The following is a 22,199-nucleotide window of genomic DNA, read 5'->3' as shown; positions in this document are numbered from 1 at the left end:
TTCTCCACGACCCTTCACGACGGTCGAAGTGGCGCGGCTGTCGAACGACGGGCCCCGTTGCAGTTGCGGTTTTCCCCTTAGCACCCACTGCTGGACCGTGACTTTCAAAATCGTAGAGGAAGCCGATTTCCGGTGGCCGAGTCGGGTGCTGGTTTCTGGCGGTCGTGTCACCGGTCTATCTCTCGAACCGACCCATTTCACTCGTCGGTTCCTTGCTGTGTTCTCCCGATATGCTCTCGCTGAGTGAGTTCCGAGACTGAACGAGCGGACTCGGCACGGACTGAACGGAGTACCGAGGTATTGGCTCGGGGTTCTCCAAGGAGGGTGCCTGAGCGCAACGCCAAATTGGCGTAGTGCTCGGTTTTAACAGCAGGAAACGCTGGATTATAGCGTGTAATCGTGCTCGCCGGTCTCGGTATCGAGGAACGCAGTGAGCAGGTCGATGGTCGCAGACACGTCCTCGGCGTGAGCGCTCTCGGTCACCGTGTGGAGGTAGCGCGTCGGAATCGAAATCGCGCCGACCGGCTTCGCGCCGTGGGTGTTCTGGAAGCCAGCGGTGTCGGTGCCTCCCGACGGAAGGACTTCGAGTTGGTGGGCGATATCGCGGTCGTCGGCCACGGAGCGCATTCGCCGGTGGACTTTCGGGGTCGTCACGACGCTCCCGTCCTTGAGCTTGATGGCTGTTCCCTCGCCGAGGCGGGTCACGTAGTCCCGCTCGTTTTCCACGCCGGGGATGTCGTTCGCCACCGTCACGTCGAGGGCGACCGCGAGGTCGGGGTCGACGTCGACGCCCAGTGCCGGCGCACCGCGAATGCCGAGTTCCTCCTGTACCGTCGCACAGAAGTGGATGGTCACGTCGGGGTCGTCGATTCGCTTGGCCGCTTCCAACATGGCGAACAGGCAGACTCTGTCGTCGAGCGCCTTACCGGTGACGTGCTCACCGACCCGGGTCGTCGTCTGTTCCATCGTCACCAGGTCACCGACCGATACGCGCTCGCGGGCCTCCTCGGCGGGTAGTCCGAGGTCGATGTACACGTCTTCGACCTCCTGTTCTTCCTCGTCGTCGTCGAGAAGATGCGGGGGCATTGACCCGATGATGCCCGTCAGGTCGTCGTCTTCGGTGTGGACGGTGACGCGCTGTGCCCGAAGCACGCGAGGGTCCCACCCGCCGAGGGGGTCGATGGCGAGGAACCCCTCGTCGTTCACGTGGCGGACCAGAAATCCGATCTCGTCCATGTGGGCCGCGACGGCCACCGAGTAGTCACTCGCCCCCTCCACCGTTCCGACGACGTTTCCCATCGCGTCGGTGTGCATCCGGTCTACTTCCCCGTCGAGTTCCCTGCGGACGATGTCTCGAATACGGTCTTCGTATCCCGGTACGCCACTCGTCTCGGTTAGTTCAGCCAGTAACTCGAAGTCGAAATCGAACGCCATACGTCCTCTGTGGTACATCACCCTATAAACCTCCGTGAACCGGAGAGGCCCTGGGAAAATCCGTGAATAAACTTACAACTTGTTTACTGTGGTTCCACAACGTTTTTGCCTGATACCCACACACGAAAGAACATGGCCGACAAGGAAGCAGAATTCCGACAACAGTTCCACGACGCATTCGAAGGCGCAGATTACCCCGTTAGCAACCCGATGGACCTCGTTCCGGCACTGCCGAACGGTCCGGGGACGCGCTTCGAAGCGGGCGACACCAGTTTCACGGCGATGGAACTGTCGACGAAGATGAACGACTCGCAGGATTTCCCCTACGACGACGTCGACTCGCTCGTCGACGACCTCATCGAGGGGTTGAAACAGAAGGATATGCTGTAACTACTCGTCGTCCTCGTCTTCGTCCTCGTCCGGAAGCGCGATGAGCAGAACTTCCCAAACGTCCTGTTGCTCGTTGAAGTAGCTATCGAGCACTCTATCGTTTTCGCCGATGGGAATCGGCTGCTGTGGACGCGAGATTTCGAGCCACGTCAACGTCGGTTCCGTTATCTCCATCTCCGCGATGTCAGCGATTTCTTCGGTTCCGTACTCACCCATTTCTGCTTCGTGTCGTTCCATTGGAAAACCCCATGCTGGGTACCACAGGACCGCACATAACTGTGCTGGCGACGGCCGAGCGGGAGTATCGAACGGAGATGTTCTGAAAAAAGCCGTGCGACGACTCGAGGTCTACCGTTCCACGTCGGGTCTCTCGGGGACGGCGGCACGCTGGCGTGCGTACCGAGGGTGGTCTTCGGCGTAGACGTGGTCGAAAATGGCGTCGGTGTCGTATCCCTCGTGTGCTTCTGCGGCCTCGACGGCCTCTGCGACGGCCTCTTTCGCTTCCGCTCGAAGCGCCTGCTCGTCCTCGTCCGTCCACCCGTGCTCCGATTCGAGATACTCGCGGGTGCGGTCGAGCGGGTCTTTCTCGGCCCACGATTCGACCTCAGACTCTTCGCGGTACTTCGTCGGGTCGTCGGTCGTCGTGTGTGCTCCCTGTCGGTACGTCACCGCCTCGATGAGCACCGGCTTATCCTCTCTCGCACGTTTGAGAGCGTCGCGCACCGTTTCGTACACGGCGAACACGTCGTTGCCGTCGACACGGATGCCTTCGAACCCGTACGCCTGGGCTTTCTGCGCGATGGTGGCACTCGCCGTCTGGCGCTCGCGGGGAACCGAGATGGCCCACTGGTTGTTCTGGCAGAAGAAGACCGTCGGCGTCTCGAACACGCCAGCGAAGTTCATCGCTTCGTGGAAATCGCCCTCGCTTGTCGCGCCGTCGCCGAAACTCGCCAGCACGGCGCTGTCGTCGCCCTTGTACTTCGCTCCCATACCGACGCCGACGGCGTGGGGCAACTGTGTGGCGATCGGAATCGTCGGCGGGAAGGTTCGAAGCCCGTCTGCGTCCTCACGATCGATGTAGTTTCCTGCTCCGGAGAGGTGAAGCAGGATGTCGCGCATCGCGTGTCCACGGGTGAGGTAGATGGCGTGGTCACGGTACGTCGGGAAGCAGTAGTCGCCGGGTGAGAGTGCGTACGCTGCACCGACTTGCGCCGCTTCTTGCCCCTGGAGGGGTGCGTACGTCCCGATTCGTCCTTGTCGGTGGAGCGAGACCGCTTTCTTGTCGAACGTGCGCGCGAGAACCTGTAGTCGGTACATGTTCTCTACGTCCTCCGCCGAGAGGTTCACGTCCTCTTCGACACTGCCGTCGAGTTCGACCACGCGCGTCATTTCCGGTGCTTGTGAAGCCATATATTGATATCTCCGACTGTCTATCGGTAAAACGGTCGCATTCGTTATAAAGTATCGCTACAGGTACTAAATAACCAGGAATTACGAATCTGTTTAAATACCTTGATGATAGTCTGTCGGTTTTTGCGCCGAACGAGGGGGAGGAACCGACGAATCGTAGAGATGTTATGGTTCGAAACACTTAGGCGGCCACCACGAGACGTGAAGGCGTATGACACAGTGGATTGGCAGGACGTTCACGAGCGATACGGGATGGGATCTTCTCGAAACGATAGTCGATATCGGCGACCGGATGGCTGGAAGCGAGGGCGAACGACGCGGTGCGGAGGCGACCCGCGACGTCCTCGAAGCGATCGGAGCGAGAAACGCCAGGCTGGAGGAATTCGACATTCAGGGATGGTCTCGCGATAGCAGTTCGATACGAGCGGGTGAGACGACGCAGGACTGTATCGCCCTGCCCCGTAGTCCCGCCGACAGCGCGGACGGCGAGTTCGTCGACCTCGGCTATGGACTACCCTCCGACTTCGAGGAGGTCGACGTCGAGGGCAAAGTCGTGATGGTGGCCTCGAACGTTCCCAGCTACTACGACCGGTTCATCCACCGTCGGGAGAAATACTACTACGCGGTCGAGGGTGGCGCAGCGGCCTTCGTCTTCCGAAATCACGTCGAAGGCTGTCTCCCGCCGACGGGCAGCGTCGGTACCGAAGACGACCCTATCGGTGACGTTCCCGCAGTGGGGGTCAGCAAAGAGGTCGGGTCACGACTCGCCCGGCGGTGGGAAGGTGAGACCGTGACGGTCGAAGTCGAAGCGGACATCCACGACGCGACCAGTCAGAACGTCCACGCGGAACTCGGCCCGGACACCGACCGGCAGGTGCTCGTCACCAGTCACGTGGACGCCCACGATATCGCCGAAGGTGCCATGGACAACGGCGCTGGAACCGCTACCCTCGTCGAAATCGCGCGCGCGCTCGCGGAGCGAGAAGACGAACTCGAAACGCGCGTTCACTTCGTCGCGTTCGGTGCCGAGGAGGTCGGACTCGACGGGTCGAACTACATGGCGGATATCACCGACCACGATAGCATCAAGGCCATCGTCAACAACGACGGCGTCGTTCGCGGGCGCACGCTGTCGTTTTTCACGCACGGCTTCGAGGAACTGGACGAGGCGGCCCACGACGTCGCCGAGAAGTTCGACCACCCCATCACCTCGATTCCCGAGCAGGGACCACACAGCGACCACTGGCCGTTCGTCCAGTGGGGCGTGCCGGGCTACCACGTCATGAGCGAGACGGGCGACGAAGGCAGAGGATGGGGACACACCTTCGCCGACACGCTGGACAAACTCGACGTACGTGACCTCCGCGAGCAGGCCGTCTTGTTGACGGCCCTCACTGAATACATCGCGCGCGAAGAGTTCACGGTCGCACACAAAGACCCCGAGGAGATTGCCGCCGCGCTCGAAACCGAAGACCAGGCCGAGGGGATGAAGATAATCGGTGACTGGCCCTACGACGAGTAGCGCGGTATCCTTTTCACGTCGGGGGAACAGTGTTCATGTAATGGGAACGAAGCGACCGACACGGGAGGAGCCGATGCGGGTCGGCGTCGTACCGGGTGACGACGCGCAACTCGTCAGTCGAATCGACGGTGCGCTCACCGACGAGGAGGTGGTGATAGCCGACGACCCGAGAACCGTCCTCGATGCGACCCCGTCAGTCGTCGTTGCAGTCGGTGAATCCGCCGTCACCGACCTCGTGTGGGCCGACGTGTCGACGCCGATTCTACCCGTCGAGGCAGGGTCAGGACTGAAGAGCGTCCCCGAACCGGCGCTCGAATCGGCGTTGGAAGACCTCCTCGAAGGTGAGTGGACGACGAGAGACCACCCGCTCCTCTCGGTGTCCGTCGATGGCGACACCGTCGCAGATGCAGTGTTCGACGCGACGCTCGTGACGAGTAAGCCGGCCCGAATCTCCGAGTACAGCGTGCACGCCGACGGCCAGTTCGTCGACCAGTTCCGGGCCGATGCGGTCGTCGTCGCCACGGCGGCGGGCAGTCGGGGATATGCACGCGACGCGGGCGGTCCGGTCGTCCAACCGGGAGCGGAGTTCGTCGCCGTCGTCCCGGTCGCACCGTTCGCCATTCACGAAGACGACTGGGTGCTCCATGGCCCGGTGACGCTCGCAGTCGAACGCGACGAGGACGCGGTGGTGCTCCTCGCCGACGACCGGGAAGTGCGTCCCGTAGAACCGGACGAATCGGTTGCGATCGGGTTCGACGGCACGGTGTCTATCGTCGAGGTCGAAGACAGTTCGGGATTTTTCGCGTAATAGGGACGCGAGCGAATTGGAAAGAATATAATACGCTGTCCAACTGAAGTGTGAATATGCAACTGCTATCGCTACTCGGGCCGCTCGACGTGCTCGAACCATTCGTGGAGTACGTCGTGCTCGCTCTCGTGTTGGTCAACATGGTGACGCGGATGCTCGCGTTCCGGAACTACAAGAAGCAGTCACGGGACGACGACCGCGAGACACTCGACCGGTGGATACCACACGAACTGTCGAACGTTGCACTGGTGCTCGCGTCTTTCTACCTGTTGACGCTCCACCACCACGCGGGTATCGTCCTCTCGACGCTCGTGCTCGGACTGTTCCTCACCGACTTCTTCGAAGTCGAAGCGCGCGCGGTCGAGATGCGCCGCGGTGTCCCGCTCGACAGGCCGAAAGGAGCCGTCACGGCGTCCGTCGTCGTGCTTCTGTACGCGGCGTATCTCAGCCTGTTCATCTTCATCAAAGACTACTGGAACGCGATCGTCTGACGATTCTTCCGTTTTCGATACTCGTGAGCCGTGTCGCGGGTAGTTTCTCTCTCGAACCTCGAAGGGGGAAGACGCAACGGTAAAACCGCTCGGTCCCTAACCCCCCTCGCATGGACGAACAACCGGGGCTCTCCGACCAGTATCGAAAATCAAGTCCGTGGCCGCTGTTCGTCGCGTTCGGGCTCGCACTGTTCGAAGTCGGTATCGTGATGGCCGACAGCCTCTTTCCGGTCGCGGTCGGCGGCATGTTGATGTTCGTCGGCAGTGTCGTCGGCATCCTCCGCGAATCGGAGTACATTCACGACCCGTGGAAAGGGCTCGTCGTCTCCGCTGGCGTGGCCTTTCTGGTCGGTGGTGCAGTCTGGATGACGACCTCCGGTTCCGTTCAGCTCAGGGGGACGGCGATTCTCGTCGGCGGTGTCGTCTTGCTCGTCGGCGGCGTCGCAGGTGCGCTGTGGCAACCGAAGCCGGTCTGAGCCAAATCACCAATCTATTTTACGCCCTGTTTGCTACGTACTCGTACTATGGCAGAACGTGTCTTCGACCGGGAAACGCTGCTTGACCTGACGGTCAACATCATTCCACTCGGAATAATGGCCTTCTTCCTCGTCCTCTCGCTCGTCCTCAGTCCGTGGACGGGGAGTTTCCTCATCGACGTCATCGGGTGGGGACTCATCGTCGTTCCGTTTGTCCTGCTTGCCCTGTTAACGTATGTCGCAGCGATAAAAATCGAGGGCACGGACGGAACCTAACCTTTCTTTACCCTGTAGTTCACACCGTCTTCCATGGCAGCTACTGGGCAAATTGCGCTCACCGTCGTTATGGGGGTGTTTCTACTCGCAGTCGCCATGTTCATCGCCCGTATCGAGAACTGGCGCTCTTACACACCCCTTACCGGAGGGGGCTACGGATACGGAGACCGGACCAGGCAGGGTCACGAAGAAAAACCTGCTGGAATCATTCGCTGGCTGACGACCGTCGACCACAAAGACATCGGCTTACTGTACGGGACGTACGGTGTCATAGCTTTCGCGTGGGGCGGTCTCGCGGTCCTTCTCATGCGTGCCGAACTCGCCGCACCGGAAGCCGACATCATTCAGGGAGGATTCTACAACGCGCTTCTCACCACGCACGGAATCACCATGCTGTTCCTGTTCGGGACGCCCATCATCGCGGCGTTCTCGAACTACTTCATCCCGCTGCTCATCGGCGCGGACGACATGGCGTTCCCGCGCATCAACGCCATCGCGTTCTGGCTCCTGCCTCCGGGCGCACTCCTCATCTGGGCGGGCTTTTTCATCCCCGGCATCGCTCCCTCCCAGACGAGCTGGACGATGTACACGCCACTGTCGGCCTGTGCTGGCGGTGCGAGCTGTGGTGCGCAGGCCAGTGCCGGCGTCGACATGATGCTTCTCGGGCTTCACCTGACGGGCGTCTCCGCCACCATGGGTGCGATAAACTTCATCGCCACCATCTTCACCGAGCGTGGTGACGACGTTGGCTGGCCCGAACTCGACATCTTCTCGTGGACGGTGCTCACGCAGTCGGGACTCATCCTGTTCGCGTTCCCACTCCTCGGGAGCGCGCTCATCATGCTCCTGATGGACCGCAACTTAGGCACGACGTTCTTCGCTGCCGAAGGTGGTGGTCCCATCCTGTGGCAACACCTGTTCTGGTTCTTCGGCCACCCCGAGGTGTACATCCTCGTCCTGCCGCCGATGGGGCTGGTCAGCCTCATCCTCCCGCGGTTCGCGGGCCGGAAGCTGTTCGGGTTCAAGTTCGTCGTCTACTCGACGCTAGCTATCGGCGTCCTGAGCTTCGGCGTCTGGGCCCACCACATGTTCGCCACCGGTATCGACCCCCGCATCCGGCTGAGCTTCATGGCGGTGTCGCTCGCCATCGCCATCCCGAGCGCCGTGAAGGTGTTCAACTGGATTACGACGATGTGGAACGGTCGTCTGCGACTCACCGCACCGATGCTGTTCTGTATCGGCTTCGTCCAGAACTTCATCATCGGCGGCGTCACCGGAATCTTCCTGGCGGCGATTCCGGTCGACCTCGTGCTCCACGACACCTACTACGTCGTCGGTCACTTCCACTTCATCGTGATGGGGGCCATCGCCGTGGCCGGCTTCGCGGGCATCTACTACTGGTTCCCCATGTTCACCGGTCGGATGTACCAGAAGTCGCTGGCTCACTGGCACTTCTGGTTGACCATGATCGGTTCGAACATGACGTTCTTCGCCATGATGTTCCTCGGCTATGGCGGCATGCCCCGCCGGTACGCGACCTACCTCCCGCAGTTCGCAACGTGGCACCAGGTCGCCACCGCTGGCGCGTTCATCATGGGATTCGGTCAACTCATCTTCGTCTGGAACGTCGTCCAGTCGTGGCTCGAAGGGCCGAAAGTCGAGGGTGGTGACCCGTGGAACCTTGAACAAGACGGCATGCGCTCGAAAGAGTGGCACTGGTTCGAGAAGAAACAGGAGACTGCACTCACGGACGGTGGCGAACAGACCGACGATCTGTCACCCACCTCAGACGATACGTCCGACGGTAGCGATTGACATCCTCCCCGCGGTAAACGGCGAGGATTCCTCGAAGAGGATATTAAGGTTGCACGTTTCCTCGGGAGCGAAGTACGCTTTCGCGTCCTCCCTCACCGGTTGCCGTCCAATTATGACCGAGGACGTGCGTTCCAGCGCGTAGAGCCGTGTCAAAGCGGCCTTCCCACCGATGTGCAACCGGCGTATCAACCGGGAATATAGCATTCCCGTCCACGGTAGGATATTCAGTCTACTGGGTACCACCAGCAGCGTCAGACGACCAGTTGGCCCGGACGTGGTGGACTGGGCATCGACTTTGTTACCACGCTCGAAATCAGTACGAAGTACTGGAACTGCCCAAGGCAGTGGTTCGAAACGAGGGAACGTTGGTAGTATAGATACGGCAGAAAAACGCGTAACGTTACCGCTCGTGGAATATCCGGCCTTGCTATCGTCGGCAGTTGTCGAATACTTCGTCGGATTCATCCCCGCCCAAAAGGGCGAGGCTTTCTCCTCGAATTCACGTAAACCGGAAGAGCACAGCAAATAGGCGTCGAGCGGTTTTATTTCTCACGTCGTCGCGAGGATGATTCCCATCGCGAACATGAGCACAGCAATGCCACCGAGGACGACCAGGAGCAGTTCTTTTTCGGACATACTCGAACTAGGCGTGAGTGGATGAAAAGGCTAATCCTTGGCGTGTCGCAAGGTTCGTCTGTGCCATCTCGACTCGAAGGTCGCTCGCTCGTCGTCGGCCTGTACCTGTTGTTAGTCTCCGTTGGGGGGTTCGTGGGCGCTCTCCTCGGTCTGTTCGGCCCGGACGACCTCCGTCCCGTCAAACTGCTCGGTGTCGTCGAGTTACAGCCGACGCCTGTGGGACTGGCCACGTTCGGCATGGTGACCATCGGCCTGATTCTCGGCATCCTGCTCGTTCTCGTCGTGGTCGTCTCCGAGCGCTACGACGACGCTCACCCCAAGGGCTAAGCCAAATCACAGTGACAATCGACCATGTACCACGTCTTGGTCGCACTGGATGAAACCGAATCGCGCGCGCTAGCACAGGCAGAGGCAGTCGTCGACCTTCCGGAGTCGGGGACGGCAGTTCAAGCAACGCTTCTGTACTCGTTTACCGACAATCCGAGCGGTGCGTCGGCCATGCAGGTAGCGGGTGTCCGACGAGCGCAGGAGATTCTCGAAGACGCGGGCATCGACACCGACGTGATAGAGACGAGCGGAAGCCCGGCAGACACCATCCTCGACGAAGCAGAGAAGCGCGACGTCGATTGCATCTGCATCGGTGGCCGGAAACGATCACCTGCTGGAAAAGCCCTGTTCGGAAGCGTCTCACAGTCGGTCATCCTGAACGCACACCGTCCGGTGCTCGTCGCAGGCGTCGGCCAGCAGTAGGGCCGTCTCACGGCGGTTCACTTCTCACCTCGTTACGAACCCGAGCAGGAAAGCGGCGGCGACGAGAACGGGACGAGACCGAAGAAACGAAACGCGATAGGCGGGAGAACCGGCCGTGTCGAAATCCTCGATACGTGATGGGTTTCAGCGGTCGAGTTGCATACAGGGCGCGAATGTATCGCGTGGGTTCTGTCAACCTTGGAGTGGTTTGCGGTGGCTATGTACCAACAGAGCGTAGATTGGTTGGGCGAGCGGGCCACAGTTCGACGTAGCGGATATAGTGGTAGGGGTTCACCACGGTCGACTGTGTCCGGTTCTCCTTTCTACCAGCCATCCAATCAATCGTCTGGTAATGGTTTATTGTAGTTTGTTCCTATGATGCAACTATGATCCGTGGCTTTCGCCGTATCGGTGCTGGTATCGGGACGTACCTGCTCTCGTATCTCCTCGTCGGCCTCGCCACCATCCCGTTACTGCCACGGATACTGCAACCAAGTCGCGACCCTTCCGGAGAAGCGCGGATGTTGTGGCTTGCGTACACGGACGCCGGCCAGCCCGTCTGGAAAGCAGTCGGCTGGGTCCTGCTGAACGCTCATTTTATTCCAGTGAACGCCCATTTCCGCGGGGCGGGTCTGTCAGGTGGCACCACAGTCGGTGTCGTCGGTGGCTACGAGTGGCTCTATCTCGTCCCTGTGGTTGCGTGTCTCTTGGGTGGTGCGGCCATCGTTGTCCTGTCGGACGACTCCTCCCCCGTCGCGCCGGCCGTCGGCAGCTATCTCGCCGTCGGCTACGTCCCAACCGCAGTCCTCTCGGCACCCCTCTTCGCAATCAACACCAGCAAAGCCGGTGTAGGAATGGGGGATGAATCCGGGCACCTATTTCTCCGTGGGGTTTTGGCCGTTCGCCCTCGTCGGCTACCCCTGGTGTTCGGGACGCTCGGCGCGATCGTCGCCAAATCACCGCTACTCTGAGACGTCCAGTTTCGTCGCCTCAACCGGGACGGATAGGCAATTCGAGTCACGAGACAGTCGGTGCAGAGACGAGCCCTTGGCGAGACACGCTCTGTCTCTTGCACGCCGCTCCTGTCAACTACCGATTTTATCGGAGCTAGCGAAGCGAAAGGCGACAGCAACGGTGTTCGACGGGCGCGACGTTACTCGTATAGCGACCGGAGCGTCTCGACCAGCGTGTCGATGTCGCTACCGTCGACAGTCTCCTGGCACTCCCCGCCTTCGAAACAGAGGAACGCCGGGGCGACGTCCACGGCGAACTCGCGGCGGAACGCGACGACATCGTCGCCGTCGACGCCCGAGAACGCCACGTCCTCGGGAAGTGCCGCTCGAATCCGCGGGAGGTCGTCGATCAGCGCCTCACAGGGCGCACAGTCGCGTTTCCAGACCGAGACGACACAATCGGGATGCGCCGCGAGGAAGTCGAGGTACGTCTCGTCATCGAGTTCGCGAACGTCGTCGGGAACCGGCGAGGACGGACCGATGGTGGCGAGCATGTCGGCCATCACGCCGAGTTCTCCGCTCGTGTACTCGTCGTCTACGTGCGCCGTGAGCGCGAGGTAGTAACTGAGCTCGGCACGGGTCACGTCGCTGGCCCGAGCCGCTTCGAGCGAGACGTCGAACGCGTCGGCGACGCTTTCCTCGAACGCTTCGACGGTGACGCTCGCGTAGGTGTCGAAGTAGACCGACCAGCGATGCTCGAAGTCGTCCGTGAGCGAGACGGTTCCGTTCTCGTCGACGACGTCCTCTTCGACCAGCGCGTCGAACAGGGCATCGGGGTCGTGGGCGTCAGACACCAAGGTACCGCTCCCTCGTCTCTTCGTCGTCTCTGAGTCGGTCGGCGGTTCCATCGAAGACGATCTCTCCCTGGTCGACGACGTAACATCGGTCGGCCAGTTTGATCGCGGCTGCCGCGTTCTGTTCGACGAGAAGGATGGTCGTTCCAGATTCGCTGATCTGTCGGATAGCGTCCTCGACGTTGGCGATTATCTGCGGCGCCAACCCCTCGTACGGTTCGTCCAGCATCAACAGGTCGGTGCTCTGTTTCAACGCTCTGGCGATGGCGAGCATCTGCTGTTCACCACCCGAGAGCGTCCCCGCCTTCTGGTTGCGCCGCTCTCGAAGTCGCTCGAACTCGTCGTACACGTCCTCGGTCGTCATTCCGACGTGTTCGACCTGGGGTATCGAGCGCCCGACCGTATTCGACCGGTTGCGGACGACCTCCGCGAGATGGAGGTTTTCTTCGACGGTGAGATTGGGGAAGACACGCCGTTCTTCGGGGACGAGCGAGATTCCGCGTGCGGAGATATCTTCGGGATCTATCCCGGTGATGGTCTCGTCCTTGAACCGTATCGACCCATCGCGAACGTTCGGTGGCTGTGCCCCGGCGATACTTCGCAGTGTCGTCGTCTTACCCGCCCCGTTTCGACCGAGAAGTGCACAGATCTCACCTTCCTCGACGCGCATCGTCACGTCCCGCAAGATGTGACTTTCACCGTAGTATGCGTCCACGTTTTCGAGCTCGAGCAGGCTCACGACGACCACCTCCACGAACGCACTGACCTCCATGGATACACTGACTGGGAGTTCACAGTTCGACACCTCCGAGATACGCCTCCTGCACCTGTGGGTCGCCCTGTACCTCGTCCGGCGTCCCTTCGGCGATGACGCTGCCGCGATTCAACACGACGATGCGATCGGAGACGTTGAACACGATCTCCATGTCGTGTTCGACGAGCAGGATAGTGAGACCGAGCTCCTCTTTCACTCGTTCGATGAGTTCGACCGTCGAGTGGGTCTCCTCGGGTGACATCCCTGCTGTGGGTTCGTCCATCAACAGCAGGTCGGGTTCGCTGGCGAGGGCGATGCCGAGTTCGAGACGGCGTTTGTCCCCGTACGGCAGGTCGGCCGCAGGAGACTCTCGCTGATCGAGTAAGCCGACCGAATCGAGGGTGTCGCGCGTCAACTTGTCCACCTCCGGATACTGTTTCTGGTGGCGGAGGAAGTTGAACCGGAACGACCCGTGCTCGGCGGCGAGCGCAGCGATACGAGCGTTCTCCTCGACGGTGAGATCCGGGAAGATGGACGCTGTCTGGAACGACTTGCTGACCCCGGACTGGACGACGTCGTGGGGTTCGAGACCGGTTATCGACTCGCCTTTGAACCGGATGTCGCCGTTCGTCGGTTCGAGCATCCGCGTGATGAGGTTGATGAGCGTCGATTTGCCAGCCCCGTTCGGGCCGATGACACTGACACGCTCGTCTTCCTGAATATCGAGATCGACATTATCGACCGCGACGAGACCACCGAACTCCTTGGTGAGGCCGCGAGTCTCCAATAGCGCCATCAGTTCCCACCTCCTTTCTGCTCGGGTTCGTTCGACGAACCGAAAACGGTGTCCCGAACCGATTCGATCACTCCCCAGATTCCCTCCGGGAAGAGCACGATGACGGCGACGAAGATGAGACCGAGGATGAGATGCCAGTAGGGTTGGATCGCGGGATTCCCGCTGAGGACGTTCTCGACGTAGAGGTAGATTCCCGCCCCGAGCATCGGGCCGACTATCGAGCCGACACCGCCGAGGACGGTCATGACGACGATCTCGCCGCTGGTCGTCCAGTACAGGGACTCGACGGGAACGTACGAGCCGTGAACGACGAAGAGGCTCCCGGCGATGCCCGCGAAGGCACCCGAGAGGACGAACGCCATCAGTTTGTAGCGCCAGACGTTCAGACCGACGAACTCGGCACGCTGTTCGTTCTCCCGAATCGCCTTGAATACCAGTCCGTACGGCGAATGGAGGATTCGGGCGACGATGGCGATACAGAGTATCGTGGTGACGCCGACGAACACGTACAGCCAGTCGCCGAGGAACGGTATCGGCGTGTTAAGCGGGATGGATTCGAACGCCGCGAACGCATCGAGGAAGCCGAAGAGGTTGCCCACCGCGACGTCGGTGAACCCGTTCTCACCGTTCGTCAGGCCCTGGAGGGGTGAGAGCGCGAGGTAGTAGGCCATCTGGCCGAACGCGAGCGTCAGGATAGAGAAGTAGATACCGCCCCGACGGAGCGAGATGAATCCGAGTATCCACGCCAACACTACGGCGAACAGCGTCCCGAACAACACCACGAGGATCGGACTCCCGTTCACGCTGGCGCTGAAGATACCTGCGGCGTAGGCCGCACCGCCCCAGAAGGCGGCGTGGCCGAACGACAGCAGGCCGGTGTAGCCGAGCAGGAGGTTGAATCCGAGAGCGAAGATACCCCAGATGAGGATGAGTGACGCGAGCGACTGATAGCCTCGCAGGAGGTCGCTGACGACCGGGGCCTGCACGAACAACCACGGGAAGATGGCGACGACGAGGATCGACAGGAGGACGATCGAGCGTTCACCTCCGGCGAATCGCGTCCAGACTGGGAGTTCTCCCGCTTCGATGACTGCACCGCCGTCCTCAGTCGGTTGGTCGGTAGTGCCGTCGGTCATGGGGCCACCTCCTCGTTACCGAGCAAGCCCTGTGGCCGCGCCAGCAAGATGATGGCGGCGAGCACGTAGATCCCCACCTGCGACCATTGCGGAGCGACTGCGACCAGCGACGAGAGGGTGAGCCCGATGAGGATACCGCCGACGACTGCACCCCTGATGCTTCCGACGCCGCCGATGACGACGACGAGGAACGAGGGGACGAGCACCTCCATGCCGATATTCGGGTTCACGGCGTACAGTGTCCCACCGACGACGCCAGCGATTCCTGCGAGTGCCGCGCCGACACCGAATACGACGAGGTACGGTCGAGTAATTTTCACGCCGAGAAGCCGAACCATCTCGGCGTCACGGGTGCCCGCGCGCACGACGAGACCGAAATCCGTGAACTCGATGAGTAGATAGACGAGAAAGATGAGGACGGCGGTGATGGCGATGACGTAGAGCCGCCACTTTCCGATGGTGCCGACCAGTGGCAGTGCAATCGGGCCGGACGCCCAGTTTGGTCGCGCGAAATTGTAGCTCTGGCCACCGAACAGTATCTTGAACGCCTCCTGTACGACGATGGCGATACCGAACGTGAGCAGAATCTGGTCGGTGTCGGGGCGGTCGTAGAACGGTCTGGCGACGAAACGTTCCATCAGTAACCCGACCGCGAACACGACTATCGGTACGACGATGAGTGCGGGGAGGAATCCCCAGCCGAGACCGATCTCCGCGAATCCCCACTCGGCGAGTTTTCCGTCGCCGATCTGGATGTTGAGGGTGACGAGTAACCCGAGATACGTCCCGAGAAGATACAACGCACCGTGGGCGAAGTTGACGAATTTTAGCGTCCCCAGGATGATCGAAAGGCCGATAGCGACCAGTACGTAGATGGCTCCCTGCTGGAGTCCATTCAGCAAGACCGTCGCCAGTTGTGAAACGATACTCACGACTACTTCTCCCTGCGATATCTATCTATCATGTGACTGTCTGTCCCATTCTCTATGTTAGTCATACTCTACCGAACATAAGCGTTAGTGTACATCCCCTGATGGATGACGGCTACTTGGCCGGACCGAGGTTACACTTCGACGCAGGCCCTTCCCCGCATTCGTACCCGAGTTTGTCGCGGGGCGTGACTTCGACGATCTCGAAGTATTTACCGGATTGCTGTTCGGACTTCGGCAGTCCTTTCACGACCGGCACGGCGCGCTGGGCCTGGTGGTCGCATTTTCGCATCAGTTCGCCCTCCATGCCGAGGTTGTCGTACTCGTGGCCTTCGAGTTGCTTGATGACTTCGGGGGGATAGAACGTCTCGGCTCGTTCGACAGCCGCAGCGTACTGGAGCGTCTGGGCGTACGCGAGCTGTGCCGGGCCAGACGGTATCCGTCCGTTGTACTCCTTTCCGAAGAATTTCGTGAACGAGTTCGACGGTCCGTTATCGATCTGAGAGTCCCACGCAACGGTGCCGAAGATGCCTTCGATAGCACCACCTGCGGCCTGCGCCATCGGGCGGTTGTACAGCGGCATCACGATCTTCATATCCTGGTTCATCCCTGCCTGGATCGCCCCTTTTAGGGAGTTCGCGCCGTCCAGGCCGTAGTGGTTCAAGAACAGGGCGTCTGCGCCAGAGTTCGCAGCCTCCGAGAGGTACGACGAGAAGTCTTTGGTGCCCAGTGGCGTCGCCACGCTCTTAACCTGCGACCATCCGGCCTCCTCGAAGAACTTCTTCATCGATGCCTGCTGGGTCTTCCCCCAACTGTAGTCGGCGTACAACTGATAGAACTTGAGGTCTTTGCCGTACTCTTTGGTCACGACGGGCGCGAGCGCCTGGCCGGTCATGTAGGCGTTGAACATCTCGCGGAACCCGTACCTGTCACAGTCTTTCCCCGTCGTGTCGTTGGAGTGCGTGAGACAGGCCATGAACATGACATTCTCCTTCTGACAGAGTCCCTGCACCGCGATGGCGACCGCACTGGACGACCCGCCGGACACCATCATGACGTTGTCTCGGCTTATCATCCGAGACGCCTGCTTTCGGGCCTGGTCTGAGTCAGTTCCCGTGTCACCAGTGACGTAATCGACCTTCTTGTCGAGGATGCCGTCGCCCGAGAGGTCGCTCCAGTCGTCTACCCACCCGCCACCGTTGTTCAGGTGTTTCACCGCGAGTTTGTACGCTCGGAGTTCGTCTTTGCCTTCCGAAGCGTAGGGGCCGGACTGTGGAACGTTGAATCCGAACGTAACTTTGTCTCCCTCGACGGGATAGTTGCCGAGCGCTGGGTAATCCTCGTTACCACCGCCCCCGCCACCACTACTGCTCAGACATCCAGCCAGTCCGGCGACGCTAGCCGTGCCTGCCGCACCAGTCATCTTCACGACATCTCGACGAGTTAGGTCTTTGCCACCATGTGCCATACTATCAAGAGCATATCTCACACTAATAATTGTTTCCATGTAATTCCATGCAAATGAATAATTAAAATATATATTCTCACCAGATATAGCGGGAGTTATAGTCAAATTCTAGTGATATATTGTCGCCTAGTTGTAATGTATAATCTCACATTGATGGTCTGCAATTGTCTATTTAATTATGTAAGTCGGCTTGTCATCTCCCGTCGTGGAGCCTACTCCTCGCTCTCGACCAACCGTCTAAGACGGGAGGCGGTGCTGGTGAAAAGGCCCCAGATGCCTCGCGGAAAGAGCACGACGACGAGCACGAAGACGAGACCCAGGACGAGATGCCAGTACTGACCGTAGCCGGGGTAGCCACTGACGATGTTCTCCACGTAGAGGTAGACCCCGGCACCGAGTATCGGGCCGAGCAGCGAGCCGACACCGCCGAGCACAGCCATCACGACCACCTCGCCGCTGGTCGTCCAGTACAGCGACTCGACAGGAACGTAGGCTCCGTGGATCGTAAAGAGGCTTCCAGCGACCCCCGCGAACGCGCCCGAGAGGACGAACGCCATCAGTTTGTAGTGCCAGACGTTCAGCCCGACGAACGCCGCCCGCTGTTCGTTCTCCCGGATGGCACGGAAGACGATACCGTACGGCGACTGGAGGATGCGGTACGCCGCGACGACGCTGAGAATGGTCAACGTGCCGACGAAGATGTACATCCAGTCACCCAGCAGCGGTTCGAGCACCGGTGGTGGCGAACTGAGTCGGAACGTTCCGAGGAGGTCGCCCGTCTCGACGCCGGTGAAGCCATTCTCTCCGCCCGTCAATCCCGACAGCGGTGCGAGCGCGATGTAGTAGGCCATCTGGGCGAACGCCAGAGTCAAGATGGCGAAGTAGATTCCGCCCCGGCGAAGCGAGACGAATCCGAGAATCCACGCGAGCACGACGGCAGTGGCGGTTCCCGCGACCACCATCAGGATGGGGCTTCCGGAGACCGTCGAACTGAAGATGGCGGCGGCGTAGGCCGCACTCCCCCAGAAGGCGGCGTGGCCGAACGACAGCAGGCCGGTGTAGCCCAGCAGGAGATTGAAGCCCATTGCGAAGATGCCCCAGATGAGGATGAGCGACGCCAGATCACGGTAGCCGTCGAACAGTTCGCTGACGACCGGTGCCTCTACGAACAACCACGGGAAGAGCGCGACGGCGAGCGTCGTCCCCGCGAAGATGGCGAGTTCACTCCCTTTCAGGCGGTCGATGAACTCGAATCGCTCGCTCGACTCGACGACAGACCCGTCCTCGACGTAGTCACCGTCGCCGTTCATGTTGCCACCGTCCTATCGGTCGCCATCCACAAGAACGAATTCGTGGTTGTCATGGCTGCTCACCCCCGCTCTTTCCAACCCCCACCATGTCTCTGGGGACTTCGGCATCCTCCATAAATATCGGTGATGGTTGACTACTCGTACGGGCCGAGGTTACACTGTGCAGCAGGCCCTTCTCCGCACTTGTAGCCGACTTGCGCTCTCGGGGTGACCTGCACGAGTTCGAAGAACTTGCCCGCCTCCTGTTGGGATTTCGGCAATCCTCGCACGACCGGCACTGCGCGCTGGGCTTGATGGTCGCACTTTCGCATCAGTTCCTTGCCCATGCCGAGGCTGTTGTACTGCCGCCCTTCCAACTGTTTGATGACCTCGGGTGGGTAGAACGTTCCCGCGCGCTCGACGGCCGCAGCGTACTGGAGCGTCTGGGCGTACGCGAGCTGTGCCGGTCCCGACGGGATTCGCTCGTAGGCGTCGTTGAACGCCTTCGTGAACTTGTTCGACGGTGGATTGTCTATCTGGGAGTCCCACGCGATGGTACCGAAGATGCCCCTGATCGCGTTGCCCGCGGCCTGTGCCATGGGGCGGTTGTATAGGGGCATGACGATGTCCATGTTCTGGTCGAGACCCATGTTCCGGGCCTGTTTGAGCGAGTTCGCGCCGTCCAGTCCGTAGTGGTTCAGGAATAGCACGTCCGCCGGTGAATTCGCCGCTTTCGAGAGGTACGACGAGTAGTCTTTCGTCCCGAGCGGTGTCGCCACGCTGGCGACCTGTGACCATCCGGCTTCCTTGAAGAACTTGTTCATCGATGCCTGCTGGGTCTGCCCCCACGTGTAGTCGGCGTATAATTGGTAGAACTGCTTGTTCCCACCGTACTCCTTGCTCACCACGGGCGCGAGTGCCTGGCCGGTCATGTAGGCGTTGAACATCTCCCGGAACCCGTACCGGTCGCAGTCTTTCCCCGTCGTGTCGTTGGAGTGCGTGAGACAGGCCATGAACACCACCTTCTCGCGCTGGCAGAGTCCCTGCATCGCGATGGCGGTCGCGCTGGACGACCCGCCGGTCACCATGATGACGTTGTCGCGGCTTATCATCCGCTGGGCTGACTGCCGGGCCTGATCTGCGTCGGTCGCGGTGTCGCCCGACACGAAGTCGATCTGCTTGTCGAGCACGCCGTTTCCGGACAAGTCGCTCCAGTCGTCCACCCAACCGCCACCGTTGTTCAGGTGTCGCACCGCCAGCTTGTACGCTCGGAGTTCGTCCTGTCCCTCCGACGAGTACGGTCCGGACTGTGGAACGTTGAATCCGAATGTCGCAGTGTTACCCTCTATCGGATAGTTGCCGAGTGGCGGATAATCGTCCTGAGCACTCGCCGTTCCCGCAACCCCTGCTATCCCCGTCGCACTCGCACCGCCGGCAATCTTCACCATGTCCCGACGTGTCAGGTCAGTGTTCTCCCGTGACATGCTATGACACGCGACAACCTGACTAATAACTATGGCGGATATTGCTTTTTGACAACAAGTTTGAAATCGAAGACGTGTCGTGTTAGGAGAGCGTCGTAACCCGATTCAGGTAATTTCACTCGTCGGATAACGATGCACACTTCGGCGTTCATTCATCGACGCAGACCCACGATTTCGAACGATTTGATCAGGTCGAATCCGCGACCGAAAGGCGACGGACGAAATGTGCCATCGAAGATGAATACCTATAACGCGACTGCTAGCACGACTAGCGTATTCCTGTGACCTTCGTCACGTCCACTGGTCGAGACCGGTCTGGGTCACGCTCTCCTCGATTCGCTCGAAGCCGCGTTCCACCTCGTCGACGTGTACGGACCACTCGTCGGTGACGTACTCGCGGGCGGCCTCGATGTCCGGGTTCATCGTGGCGTCGAACTCGTACTCGTCGGTGACGTTGGGGTCGAGGAACAGTTCGCGGATTCGGTCTGCGTACTCGATGTACTCCTCGCGGGCTTCGAGGACGGCCCAGATGTCGCCGTGTTCCTTGACTTCTTTCAACGCCGTCTTCGGGCCGATGCCGGAGATACCCTCGTTGAAGTCGGTTCCACAGAGGATAGCGATGTCCACCAGTTGCTCCCACGTGACGTCGTGTTCGTCGAGCGTGGCGTCGAAGTCCATCAGTTCCGGGTCGCCTTTGCTCGTGAGTTTGCGGAGCGTGAGCGGCGACCCGAAGAGCAGCGCGTCGTAGTCTTCGGTACCGGTGTAATCGACCGCGCCGCGCCGCGCCATGTGTGCTGCCTGCGCTTCTCCCTCGGCGGGGGCTTCGACGACCGGCACGTCGAGCATTTCGAGCAGTTCCCGCGTCGTCTCCTGGATAACCGGCGTGAGTCGTTGAGTGTGGGCTTCGAGTCGCGCGATTTCTATCGTATCGCCTTCCTCGCGTGCCTCTTCTAGCTTGTCTTCCAGTTTCTCGCGCTGTTCGCGCCGGCTCTCTATCTCGTCGCTTTTCAGGTCGGTCACGCGTCCGTCGAAGACGAAGATAGGCGTCAGGTCGTGTTCGAAGAACTTCGGAAGCCCCTGGACGATGCCGACGAGGTTCGCCACCTCGGTTCCGTCCTCGGTCGTGTAGACCTCATCTCGCGTCCACTTTACCGTCGTCGTCAGGTAGCGATAGAGCCAGTTGTGTGCGTCTACTGCTACCAGCGAGCCATCCAGTTCGTCGAAGCCGACCTCTTCGAGAACGGCGAGTTGCCGCAGTGCAGAATTACCCATTTACGGGCACTATGTGTGGAGTGGGCTTGAAAGCTCCCGTCCGGTCACACCGGTATCGAGAGTCCGACCACGTCGAAAATCGCCAACAGGCCGACCGGAACCCCGACCGTGACGATGGCCTGTCGGCGAGTGACGTTCCGGGCGTGTCGGACCGCCGCCACCCAGATGTAGGCACTCCAGAGGGTGAACAGCAGGTCGACGAAACCCAAGACGAGCGAGGCGAGCGTCCCTCTCGCCACCATCTCCATCGCAGTTCTGGAACCGCCGCCCGTGGTCGGTGAGGGGTCGAGCGTGACGGCGACGACCACGAGCGTAAGCACGCCGTAGAGAACGCCCGGTAGGAATCCCCACCCCGTGAGAACCACGGTATCGCGCAGTGAGTCATCCGCGTCGAACAGCGACGAGATGGCGTAGAACACGACGCCGTAGAACGCCCAGAAGACGAACGGTATTACGAGCGAAGTCGCCAGCAGTATCGGGAACGTGGGCGGCGTGTTCGGTCCGTCGAGAATCCACGCCGTCAACAGCGACTTCATGATGCCGATAACGCCGAGCATCGCCACCACCAAGGCTGGGAGAACGACCGTCGGGGAGGTATTTCGACGGGCGAAAAATTCGTCGGGGTCGGAGAGCACGGTTCGTATCGAACTCATGTCCGTCGTATCACGGGTCGTGATTTTCCTCCTCGTGTATAAATTATCTTGTGGTAGCGAGAAAACCCCGTGCTTTAGCGCTGTCTCTTACCCATAAGTCAGTGATAGAGAGAAAATCTAATCAAATGAGATCTGAGAAGAAGGAATGAGTCAAAATGCGGTCATTATTGGAACTGAACCTTGAGTCGCTATGAGTACTCTGTCTTTGATACCGGAGAGAAGCTGAGATTCATGGTGAGTATCGCTGAATGAGCGCTTTCACCGCTCATTCAGCACCAAGTTCGTATCCCTCCGCCCACATGCGCAGCTTCTGCAGTCCTTTCCACATCGTCTGCCAGCCTGGTGGAGGATCTGAGCCTCGATCCAGATACCCGCCGAGTTTTGCCACACTCACTGCGTAGGCCTTCCCGTCTTGATCGCTCAATTCTGGAAACTTCTTTTCCAGAATTGTGCGCTCTGCCTCGTTCAACAGGACCTCAGCGGAAGGAGAACTCTCACCACGAGCAAGCTCTCGTAACTCCAGTACCTTCCAAGCAATCACCGAGTACAGACTCAGCAAGACTTCCATCCGTTCCCAGGTCTGAAGTTGTCGTTCTTCGAGTT

24 protein-coding genes are annotated in these 22,199 nt (G+C 60.2%); 10 read left to right on the top strand and 14 right to left on the bottom strand.

Going from position 1 to position 22,199, the window contains the following annotated elements; translation table 11 throughout:
- Positions 1-384 precede the first annotated feature (384 nt).
- Positions 385-1,434 carry a M42 family metallopeptidase gene (locus tag ACR3FF_RS07315; protein ID WP_458187336.1) on the bottom strand — a complete coding sequence of 350 codons (1,050 nt, stop codon included), beginning with the start codon at positions 1,432-1,434 and terminating at the stop codon, positions 385-387.
- A gap of 132 nt (positions 1,435-1,566) precedes the next feature.
- Between ACR3FF_RS07315 and ACR3FF_RS07310 the strand changes: the two genes are divergently transcribed.
- Positions 1,567-1,824 carry an MTH865 family protein gene (locus tag ACR3FF_RS07310; RefSeq protein ID WP_458187335.1) on the top strand — a complete coding sequence of 86 codons (258 nt, stop codon included), beginning with the start codon at positions 1,567-1,569 and terminating at the stop codon, positions 1,822-1,824.
- On the opposite strand, the gene ACR3FF_RS07305 is transcribed toward ACR3FF_RS07310, so the two are convergent.
- Positions 1,825-2,061 carry a hypothetical protein gene (locus ACR3FF_RS07305; protein ID WP_458187334.1) on the bottom strand — a complete coding sequence of 79 codons (237 nt, stop codon included), beginning with the start codon at positions 2,059-2,061 and terminating at the stop codon, positions 1,825-1,827. It abuts the gene before it with no gap.
- Positions 2,062-2,172: 111 nt separating this feature from the next.
- On the bottom strand, positions 2,173-3,234 hold the full coding sequence (pdhA, locus tag ACR3FF_RS07300) for a pyruvate dehydrogenase (acetyl-transferring) E1 component subunit alpha (protein WP_458187333.1): 1,062 nt from the start codon (positions 3,232-3,234) through the stop codon (positions 2,173-2,175).
- Positions 3,235-3,445: 211 nt separating this feature from the next.
- On the opposite strand from pdhA, the gene ACR3FF_RS07295 reads away from it, so the two are divergent.
- From ACR3FF_RS07295 to ACR3FF_RS07255, 9 genes are all read left to right on the top strand, one after another.
- Positions 3,446-4,756, top strand: coding sequence for a M20/M25/M40 family metallo-hydrolase (locus ACR3FF_RS07295; RefSeq protein WP_458187332.1), 1,311 nt, complete (start codon positions 3,446-3,448; stop codon positions 4,754-4,756).
- Between the two features lie 40 nt (positions 4,757-4,796).
- Entirely contained in the window at positions 4,797-5,564 is a 768-nt protein-coding gene (locus ACR3FF_RS07290; RefSeq protein WP_458187331.1) for an NAD(+)/NADH kinase, read from the top strand.
- Positions 5,565-5,620: 56 nt separating this feature from the next.
- Entirely contained in the window at positions 5,621-6,055 is a 435-nt protein-coding gene (locus ACR3FF_RS07285; protein WP_458187330.1) for a DUF7313 family protein, read from the top strand.
- Positions 6,056-6,165: 110 nt separating this feature from the next.
- On the top strand, positions 6,166-6,531 hold the full coding sequence (locus ACR3FF_RS07280) for a DUF7541 family protein (protein ID WP_458187329.1): 366 nt from the start codon (positions 6,166-6,168) through the stop codon (positions 6,529-6,531).
- A 48-nt stretch (positions 6,532-6,579) separates the two neighbouring features.
- Positions 6,580-6,807 (top strand): DUF6684 family protein, encoded by a 228-nt coding sequence (locus ACR3FF_RS07275; protein ID WP_458187328.1) that lies wholly within the window; start codon positions 6,580-6,582, stop codon positions 6,805-6,807.
- Between the two features lie 69 nt (positions 6,808-6,876).
- On the top strand, positions 6,877-8,622 hold the full coding sequence (gene ctaD / locus ACR3FF_RS07270; RefSeq protein WP_458187398.1) for a cytochrome c oxidase subunit I: 1,746 nt from the start codon (positions 6,877-6,879) through the stop codon (positions 8,620-8,622).
- A gap of 696 nt (positions 8,623-9,318) precedes the next feature.
- A complete protein-coding gene (locus ACR3FF_RS07265; protein ID WP_458187327.1) occupies positions 9,319-9,585 on the top strand; it encodes a DUF7520 family protein in 267 nt (88 codons plus the stop codon).
- Between the two features lie 24 nt (positions 9,586-9,609).
- Positions 9,610-10,008, top strand: coding sequence for a universal stress protein (locus tag ACR3FF_RS07260; protein WP_458187326.1), 399 nt, complete (start codon positions 9,610-9,612; stop codon positions 10,006-10,008).
- A 386-nt stretch (positions 10,009-10,394) separates the two neighbouring features.
- Positions 10,395-10,979, top strand: a complete 585-nt coding sequence (locus ACR3FF_RS07255; RefSeq protein WP_458187325.1) for a DUF7978 family protein — start codon at positions 10,395-10,397, stop codon at positions 10,977-10,979.
- A 182-nt stretch (positions 10,980-11,161) separates the two neighbouring features.
- Here the strand turns inward: ACR3FF_RS07255 and ACR3FF_RS07250 are convergent, their stop codons facing one another.
- The 11 genes from ACR3FF_RS07250 to ACR3FF_RS07200 form a co-directional block, all read right to left on the bottom strand.
- Entirely contained in the window at positions 11,162-11,815 is a 654-nt protein-coding gene (locus ACR3FF_RS07250; protein WP_458187324.1) for a thioredoxin domain-containing protein, read from the bottom strand.
- Entirely contained in the window at positions 11,808-12,554 is a 747-nt protein-coding gene (locus ACR3FF_RS07245) for an ABC transporter ATP-binding protein (protein WP_458187323.1), read from the bottom strand. The genes ACR3FF_RS07250 and ACR3FF_RS07245 overlap by 8 nt, the downstream gene beginning before the upstream one ends.
- A 52-nt stretch (positions 12,555-12,606) precedes the next feature.
- Complete coding sequence (locus ACR3FF_RS07240) at positions 12,607-13,365, bottom strand: ABC transporter ATP-binding protein (protein ID WP_458187322.1); 759 nt, start codon at positions 13,363-13,365, stop codon at positions 12,607-12,609.
- On the bottom strand, positions 13,365-14,501 hold the full coding sequence (locus tag ACR3FF_RS07235; protein WP_458187321.1) for a branched-chain amino acid ABC transporter permease: 1,137 nt from the start codon (positions 14,499-14,501) through the stop codon (positions 13,365-13,367). The genes ACR3FF_RS07240 and ACR3FF_RS07235 overlap by 1 nt, the downstream gene beginning before the upstream one ends.
- Entirely contained in the window at positions 14,498-15,433 is a 936-nt protein-coding gene (locus ACR3FF_RS07230; protein ID WP_458187320.1) for a branched-chain amino acid ABC transporter permease, read from the bottom strand. Before ACR3FF_RS07230 ends, ACR3FF_RS07235 begins: the two co-directional genes overlap by 4 nt.
- Positions 15,434-15,545: 112 nt before the next feature.
- The gene (locus ACR3FF_RS07225) at positions 15,546-16,898 is read right to left on the bottom strand and encodes a substrate-binding protein (RefSeq protein WP_458187319.1); all 1,353 of its coding nucleotides are present in this window, start codon (positions 16,896-16,898) and stop codon (positions 15,546-15,548) included.
- A 212-nt stretch (positions 16,899-17,110) separates the two neighbouring features.
- Entirely contained in the window at positions 17,111-18,208 is a 1,098-nt protein-coding gene (locus ACR3FF_RS07220) for a branched-chain amino acid ABC transporter permease (protein WP_458187318.1), read from the bottom strand.
- Positions 18,209-18,342: 134 nt separating this feature from the next.
- The gene (locus ACR3FF_RS07215) at positions 18,343-19,671 is read right to left on the bottom strand and encodes a substrate-binding protein (RefSeq protein ID WP_458187317.1); all 1,329 of its coding nucleotides are present in this window, start codon (positions 19,669-19,671) and stop codon (positions 18,343-18,345) included.
- Positions 19,672-19,962: 291 nt separating this feature from the next.
- A complete protein-coding gene (fen, locus tag ACR3FF_RS07210; protein ID WP_458187316.1) occupies positions 19,963-20,943 on the bottom strand; it encodes a flap endonuclease-1 in 981 nt (326 codons plus the stop codon).
- Between the two features lie 44 nt (positions 20,944-20,987).
- Positions 20,988-21,596, bottom strand: coding sequence for a YIP1 family protein (locus ACR3FF_RS07205; protein WP_458187315.1), 609 nt, complete (start codon positions 21,594-21,596; stop codon positions 20,988-20,990).
- 265 nt (positions 21,597-21,861) lie between these two features.
- The coding region (locus ACR3FF_RS07200; protein ID WP_458187314.1) for an IS4 family transposase at positions 21,862-22,199 on the bottom strand (338 nt) is incomplete at its 5' end.

The sequence above is a fragment of the Haladaptatus ordinarius genome (assembly GCF_054177595.1).
This window is presented reverse-complemented; position numbering and strand designations above follow the sequence as displayed.